At 34.5% G+C, this 7,120-nt stretch carries 7 protein-coding genes; 3 read left to right on the top strand and 4 right to left on the bottom strand.

Features of this window, described 5'->3' with window-relative positions:
- Positions 1–258 precede the first annotated feature (258 nt).
- Positions 259–1,125 (bottom strand): sigma-70 family RNA polymerase sigma factor, encoded by an 867-nt coding sequence (locus BBH99_RS06780; protein WP_002979276.1) that lies wholly within the window; start codon positions 1,123–1,125, stop codon positions 259–261.
- A 199-nt stretch (positions 1,126–1,324) separates the two neighbouring features.
- On the bottom strand, positions 1,325–2,116 hold the full coding sequence (locus BBH99_RS06775; protein WP_066693750.1) for a S1/P1 nuclease: 792 nt from the start codon (positions 2,114–2,116) through the stop codon (positions 1,325–1,327).
- 459 nt (positions 2,117–2,575) lie between these two features.
- On the opposite strand from BBH99_RS06775, the gene BBH99_RS06770 reads away from it, so the two are divergent.
- Genes BBH99_RS06770 through BBH99_RS06760 form a run of 3 tightly spaced genes read left to right on the top strand, consistent with a single transcriptional unit; the run spans position 2,576 to position 5,616 of the window.
- Entirely contained in the window at positions 2,576–3,493 is a 918-nt protein-coding gene (locus BBH99_RS06770; RefSeq protein WP_228390759.1) for a type VI secretion system baseplate subunit TssG, read from the top strand.
- A gap of 54 nt (positions 3,494–3,547) precedes the next feature.
- On the top strand, positions 3,548–4,450 hold the full coding sequence (locus tag BBH99_RS06765; protein ID WP_066693745.1) for a TssN family type VI secretion system protein: 903 nt from the start codon (positions 3,548–3,550) through the stop codon (positions 4,448–4,450).
- Positions 4,451–4,476: 26 nt separating this feature from the next.
- Entirely contained in the window at positions 4,477–5,616 is a 1,140-nt protein-coding gene (locus tag BBH99_RS06760) for a hypothetical protein (RefSeq protein ID WP_066693743.1), read from the top strand.
- A 74-nt stretch (positions 5,617–5,690) separates the two neighbouring features.
- Here BBH99_RS06760 and blaIND read toward each other — a convergent pair whose 3' ends face one another.
- Positions 5,691–6,410 carry an IND family subclass B1 metallo-beta-lactamase gene (gene blaIND / locus BBH99_RS06755; RefSeq protein ID WP_066693742.1) on the bottom strand — a complete coding sequence of 240 codons (720 nt, stop codon included), beginning with the start codon at positions 6,408–6,410 and terminating at the stop codon, positions 5,691–5,693.
- A gap of 152 nt (positions 6,411–6,562) precedes the next feature.
- Positions 6,563–7,036 carry an Lrp/AsnC family transcriptional regulator gene (locus BBH99_RS06750; RefSeq protein WP_066693740.1) on the bottom strand — a complete coding sequence of 158 codons (474 nt, stop codon included), beginning with the start codon at positions 7,034–7,036 and terminating at the stop codon, positions 6,563–6,565.
- Positions 7,037–7,120: the final 84 nt, after the last annotated feature.

The raw sequence follows: 7,120 nt of genomic DNA, 5'->3' as shown, positions 1-7,120 counted from the left end.
TATAAATTTTGAACTGATTTTAGAATAAGTGTCAATACTTGTTTCAATATTTTTTATTTGTGTAAAATCTCTGTTCTTGATGTAATTAAAGAAAGTATTTTGCTGATTTTTATAATAAAAATATACAATAAGATTAATTAAAATTAAAAGTAGAACAAAAGCTCCGGGCCAAAGCAATATATTAATATTTATACCTGTAAAAATAAAAAAAACGGAGCCTGAAAACAGACTCCGCCTATAAAATTGTTTGCGCTAAAATTATTTACCTAAATAAGATTTAAGGATCTTACTTCTGGTATTGTGTTTTAGTCTCTTAATTGCTTTTTCTTTGATCTGACGAACTCTCTCTCTTGTAAGATCGAAAGTCTCACCAATTTCCTCTAAAGTCATTGGGTGCTTTCCGTTCAGTCCAAAATACAATCTTACCAAGTCAGCTTCTCTTGGAGTTAAAGTGTTCAATGCTCTTTCAATTTCAATCTGAAGAGATTCAAGCATCAAATCTTTATCAGGACTTGGAGATTCTCCTGAACGTAATACATCATAAAGATTAGAATCTTCACCTTCAACTAAAGGTGCGTCCATAGACAAGTGTCTACCGGAGTTTTTCATAGATTCTTTGATATCTTCCTCACTCATGTCAAGAACTTCAGCCAATTCTTCCGGAGAAGGTGGTCTTTCATTTTCCTGTTCAAGGTGAGCGTATGCTTTATTAATTTTATTGATGGAACCAATTTTGTTCAACGGAAGTCTTACAATTCTTGATTGTTCAGCCAACGCCTGTAAAATTGATTGACGGATCCACCATACTGCATAAGAGATAAATTTGAAACCTCTAGTTTCATCGTACCTTTTTGCCGCCTTCATTAATCCTAAGTTACCTTCATTAATCAAATCGGGTAAGGAAAGACCTTGGTTTTGGTATTGCTTAGATACAGAAACTACGAAACGAAGGTTGGCTTTAATTAATTTCTCCAATGCGGCTCTATCGCCAGCACGTATTCTTTGTGCCAATTCTACTTCCTCGTCCGCAGTAATCAGTTCCACTTTACCAATTTCCTGCAAATACTTGTCTAATGAAGCAGTTTCCCTGTTGGTAACCTGCTTAGTGATTTTTAATTGTCTCATTTATTTTTTCCTCAAAAAAGAGTTACTATATAATATACGTATGGAAACATAAAAAGGTTACACCAGTTTTATTTTTTTATTAAATATTTTCTGAGATACAATAAAAGACATGCTCTTTAAACCATGAACCTTAAACTTTAAATAAAAAAAACGGAACCTGGGTTCCGTTTTATCCATATCTGTAAGAATTTTATTTCAACTAGAATAGCTCATTCAAAACTTTAGCTAATCTTAATCCGCCATATAATAACTGTCTTTCAAGAGTATCATTAAATTTGTACTGATAATCGTAAGATAAGTTTGATCCATCAGGAGTCTGTGCATAGATCTTGTTGGCGATTTTATGAGAATCATACAACCAGTCTTCCAATGTTCCCGATTGAATTTGTTCAACTTCTTCCTTAGATTTAATATCCAAAAGTTTAGAATACTCTGTGTAGCTGTATTTTTGAGAGTCTACTAATTTTCCGTCCCAAACAGAGTGTAAATTCGTTTTATCCCCGAAATAGGTAACGTTGATTTTATTTCCGCCCAAATCACTTGCTCTTCCCACATGCAACGGCTGTGCAAGATCCCCCATAATATGAATAAGGAAAATTAAAGCGATTTTTCTGTCTTTTGCTGAAGTCTTCTCATCTTTAATCTGGCTGGATAGGGTGTTAACCTGAGTGTAAAGGCTTGGCCCTGCCTGCATTTTTAAGTTTTGGTCAAAGGCATTGAAATCAGTTTGCGGATCAATGTTTACATAGTGCCATGATGAAGCCTGTTTCCAGACCCCAGTAGTATCAGATTTGATAAAGTCTGGCCAGTTCGCCCAATACGCAAGACGTTCCTTACCCATTATTTTTTTTATTTCTCTTCTAGCCTTTCTGGAAAGGTGATTTTCTGCAATATCTGCAATTACTCTGTGCCCCGTTAATCCCCACGCATAAGAATAAAGTGAAGAGGAAATGAATGCTAAAATCAGAATTTTAGAATAAATACTTTTCATTTTAAATAACAATTTTCAGTTTGCAAAGATACGGTCCCTTTCCGAATGATCATGCATAATCCCTGATTTATTATAAAGGATGATGTTAATAAAATTTAATCTCAATGAAATAGGGATTTATACTAGGTTTGCGGATGATTTTTTGTTTGGATGTGATGTTATCCGGATATTTAAGTAATGAATAATAAGGTACAGGTTTATAAGTTCAAACATCAAACTTTAGTCTAAAAATGCTAATTCATTGATAATGAACGAATAAATTTGAACTGTAAACCTTGAACAAATTTGCTTATTACCGTATTTTTACGGAATTTACTGAAAATTATTCCTTTTAATGTCAATAAATTAGTATTTTTAAAATAAAATTATTGTCAAAATATTTTTTCAAACTTATGAGATATATTATCTTTACAAGTCATAATCACAGGAAACACTATGCATGAGAATAATATAGTAGATATGAACTATAATAAGCTGCAGACAGACTTTAAAGCTGAGGCTGTGGCTGTTAATCTTTTAAAATATCACCGGGCGGTAAGCAATATATTTATTGAGAGAGTCGGGGTGAATGACCGTGCTTATCTTAAGGACATTAAAAGCATTTCGAGCAGTTATCTGGGTTTTGATGAAGAAGTATTCACGATAGAAAGTTATAGGGAAGGAATTTATGACTATCTTCCTGAAGGGTTGTTTCATCCGCCTTCTCTGGGGGCTTCCAGAAAAAATGTGGATACGGTTGTACGAGAGATCAGAAAGCAGAAAAGAGTAGAAGAAGATGCCCGGAAGTTTTTCCGTCCTTTTGAGCTGGAAGTGTTCTTCACAGAGATCAGTGCGCTTCTTAAAGAATCTGAATTTGATATTACAAGCAATACAGATTCATTACTGGAAACAGTAAGTGAACTTTGGCCGCTTATTGATATGCTGGATAGACAGAATGCCTATATATTTATGCATATTCTTCCTTTTTTTCACCAGATCCGTGGGGATAAAAGATGGTTTGAAAGGTGTATGACTGCGTTTCTTCAAGTTCCGGTTAAAGTGACTTTTTCTCCCAATGTAATTGATGAAATAGAAAAAAATGACGATTCAATGCTGTTGGGGAATTCTAGGTTGGGAGTAACGTATATTCCTAGCGGAAGACATATGGATGGACAACGAAATTGGGTAGTGAACATTGGCCCGATTCCTTATGAGGAAATGAAAAAATATATCCCGGGAAACCCGTTCAGAAAAGTTCTTCAAACCCTGTATGACTATTTTCTTCCTGTTACAGTAGATATAGAAGAGAATTTTGTTACAGAAAAGCTGGAATACTCCTTCAGTCTTGAGGATGATGAAAGAAATGCCAGCCGCCTTGGATACTCTACATTCCTCTAAATTATTTTATTATATTTACAACTACCAACAAAGTATAAATTCGAAAAGAAACAAATGGAAATTTCTTCAGTAAAAGGTATTTTTTTAAGGTATATTTTAATGCCTTTAATCGCTATCATTATGATGTTTATCCTGGGGATAATCAGGAGGAACAAACCTGCGATCAAAATTAAAGTAATTATTGTATACGTTCTTCTGTGCAGCTTATGTCTTGCCCTTCCAGGCTTTTTTGGATTTGCAGGAAATCTTTTTAATCCATATTGGTATCTTATTGCACAAATTATTTACCTTATTTTTGGAATTATTCATGTTAACCTATTACACAAATATTTCAAAAAGCATATTGATTCTCTGGCAATGAGTATTTTATTTGAATCTATACTTTCATTGACGTGTATTGCATTGGGTGGATATTTGTTTACCCTGTTATTCAACTGGATGAGTAGAGATACAGGATATGCTGCGATGGCAGCTACAAGTATGCTGATCTTTGTAGTTCCTATGGTATTTTATTATTGCTATATTCAGTTTATCAGTATTCCTTTTGATATTTATAAAACATGGAGATACTCTCCTGAGCAAAAGCTACCGGATTTTGAAGGGGCAGATTTTGACCGTCTGATGGTTCTGAATGTTGAATTAAGTAAAAATCTTGAAGATTCAAACCGTTTCAGAATCAAAGCTAAAACACTTCCAACCGGAATCACTTTCGGAGACTGGTTTTATAGAGTGGTAGACGATTATAACCACAAAAATCCGGGATCTATCATCCATCTTTCCGATGAAGTAAGAGAACCTTATTATTGGATCTTTTATACTAAAAAATCGTTTTTCAGTTTTAGAAAATATATAGATTTCGACCAGGACATCACTGCAAATAACATTTCCGAAAATGAAGTGGTGATTTGTAAGAGAGTCATTCAGCATGAAGAGGAGGGAGTCGCAAGAAAATCATAAACACAAAAAATTAAAAAGTATTAAACATGATACAGCCTATTAGACATTTTGCAATCAACTGGGTGGATGGGATGAAGGTTTCCCAAAGACACCTTAATGATCAGGATAATTTCTTAATTGATACCATCAGAGATTCCAATTCACTTGGGATTACCACATATAATTATGGGCTTTTGCCTATTTCTACAGAATATACAGACCGTACTATTTTTGATGTTCACAATACTGCTACCAATGATGTACAGCTTGTTATCAAAAGATGCAGCGCTGTTACCATGGCAGGTTACCGTATTGAATTAACCGACAGAAGAATCAGTGTAAAATCATTGGCTAAATCAATGAGTGAAGAGCAGGCCGATGGTGAATATTATATTCTGATCTCTGTAAATCCGTTCGATAAAGTTCCTTTTGGCGATATTGATCCGGAAGAAATTCCGCCACGCCATCCGAACGCGCAGCCGAATCACCATATTGAACTGCTTCCTGTAACATCTTTGAACAGCAGCTATTCAGGAGGAAACTACCTGATTATTGGTAAGGTAGACTTAAAGGCAAACATTGCACAGGTAGATTCTAATTTTATTCCGCCTTGTACATCGGTTCAGAGTCATCCGGCTTTGGTGGATTACTACAGCAGCTTTGCAAAATCTATTGGAAATCTTCAGCAATATGCTTTTAAGATTATCCAAAAGGCATCTCACAAGAACCAGAATACGGCTCTGGCCCAAAATGTGAAGTTCGTTTGTAACACAATGGTGACTACTTTTGGAGATATGTATTTCCAATTCAGAAATATTACCCCTTTCCAGCCACCGGTATTTTTAATTGAATCTTTTGCAAGATTGGCCCTTCATTTATACAATGCAACTCAGCTTCTGGTTCCTGCAGAATTGGAAGAAATGCTGAATTATAGTTTAGAGTGGAGTGAAATTGCCCCGCATACTTTACTCAACCAGCTATCTATTGTAGCGGAAACCAATTATGACCACCATAATTGTGGTGAGCCTTTATTGTACATCCAACAGATGCTGAGAAGTTTAGAAACTATTTTCTCTAAACTGAGTGAACTTGATTATATCGGTCAGAGAAAAGAAAACATCATTGTTAATGAACAGGAAGTTACTACCAATACCAATCCGAAGAGAGGTTGGAGTGTACTGGATTAACTCAATCCATTATAAAATACAAATCCCGGATGACTGTTCATCCGGGATTTTTTATTGATTACGAAAAATCAGATTTATTTTTTGTTTAGAAGCTCTAGCGTGTGTTCAACATGCCCGCCGCCTTTCCATTCATCATGTCCGGGAATAATTAATGTTGCTTTAGAATATTTGGCTTTTAATTTATTCATCGTTTTAGGCCATTGCTCTACGTTAGCCTCTTTAATATATCCTAAATCAGTAGCTGAATTACTTTTTACAAGGCATCCGCCATCCAAAACATTGTATTTAGGAAACCATACCACTACATTATCAGCCGTATGTCCTTCGCCAAGAAAATCAACGGTAAATTCTTCTCCGCCAATACGGTAAGGTTTTCCGGTTTTGATAATTTCAGTAGAAGTGGCTTTTCCATCTTTTTTCAAAAACTCATTGGTTTTAGTGGTAGCATATGTTTTAATCCCTTTATTATTGAAAAAGCTCAGATCTCCTGCACGGTCATCATGGGAGTGTGTAGCAAATACAGCAATAACAGGTAAGTTATGACGTTTTTTAATAGTATCCATCAGGCTTTGGTATTGTACTTTTTCCCATGGAACATCAAATAAAACAACCCCTTTTTTGGTAACAAGATATACTGAATTGGCAGAATATTCTTTTCCTCCAAATACTCCAAAAGTTTTATAAATATGTAAATTGTTTTTAATAGGCGGTTCAATGACAAAATCTTTTACCTGTGCACCTGCAAAAGGGCTCAACAACATTGAAACAATAAAAAACGGTATGCTTTTTTTCATAATTTTAAAGGTATAATTAAAGTTTTGGTACTTGTGAGAAGATTGAATCTCAACGGTATATTTTACAAACCTAGTAAATTTAAAGTTTCAAAAATTTTAAAAAAAAGAATTTAACCGTTTTTTAACGGTTTTAGCCTATTGAAACATAAACCTTATAATAGCAGATCCAACGGAACATCAAGCCCGGACTTTACAGTATTCATTGTTACTAAGGTTCTGAAATGTTTAATGTTTTCATTGCTGTAAAATATTCTGCGGGTAAGAGTTTCATATTCTTTCATAGAGGGAACTACAATAATCAGGACAAAATCTGATTCTCCTGTTACATAATAACATTGCTGTACTTCTGGTGCAGAAGAGAATAATGCCTGTGCTTCATCAATCAGATGGATTTTATCCCTTTCCAGAAAGACTTCTACAATAAGGGTTACGGAATGCCTGAACTTTTCTGTATCAATTACAGATACATCTGCTTTAATTACTTCTGTTTCACGCATTCTTTTGATGCGTCTTTGAACAGCCGCTGCCGATAAGCCTATAGAATCTCCAATATCACGTTGAGGAATAAGGTTATTTTTCTGTAATATTTTGAGAATTGAAATATCAAAGTCATCCAGTTCATTCATTTTTTCTGAAATTTAATAGATTGATGAAACAAAATTGCAAATAATTACTTAAAATTCGTTAAAAATCAAGCGATTTTTGATGCA

It is taken from the genome of Chryseobacterium contaminans, assembly GCF_001684955.1.
GTDB lineage: Bacteria > Bacteroidota > Bacteroidia > Flavobacteriales > Weeksellaceae > Chryseobacterium > Chryseobacterium contaminans.
This window is presented reverse-complemented; position numbering and strand designations above follow the sequence as displayed.

What these genes read in the sequence shown, in the direction of transcription:
- BBH99_RS06780 (WP_002979276.1), bottom strand. Translation starts at nt 1,125, where the DNA reads ATGAGACAATTAAAAATCACTAAGCAGGTTACCAACAGGGAAACTGCT.
- BBH99_RS06775 (WP_066693750.1), bottom strand. Translation starts at nt 2,116, where the DNA reads ATGAAAAGTATTTATTCTAAAATTCTGATTTTAGCATTCATTTCCTCT.
- BBH99_RS06770 (WP_228390759.1), top strand. Translation starts at nt 2,576, where the DNA reads ATGAACTATAATAAGCTGCAGACAGACTTTAAAGCTGAGGCTGTGGCT.
- BBH99_RS06765 (WP_066693745.1), top strand. Translation starts at nt 3,548, where the DNA reads ATGGAAATTTCTTCAGTAAAAGGTATTTTTTTAAGGTATATTTTAATG.
- BBH99_RS06760 (WP_066693743.1), top strand. Translation starts at nt 4,477, where the DNA reads ATGATACAGCCTATTAGACATTTTGCAATCAACTGGGTGGATGGGATG.
- blaIND (WP_066693742.1), bottom strand. Translation starts at nt 6,410, where the DNA reads ATGAAAAAAAGCATACCGTTTTTTATTGTTTCAATGTTGTTGAGCCCT.
- BBH99_RS06750 (WP_066693740.1), bottom strand. Translation starts at nt 7,036, where the DNA reads ATGAATGAACTGGATGACTTTGATATTTCAATTCTCAAAATATTACAG.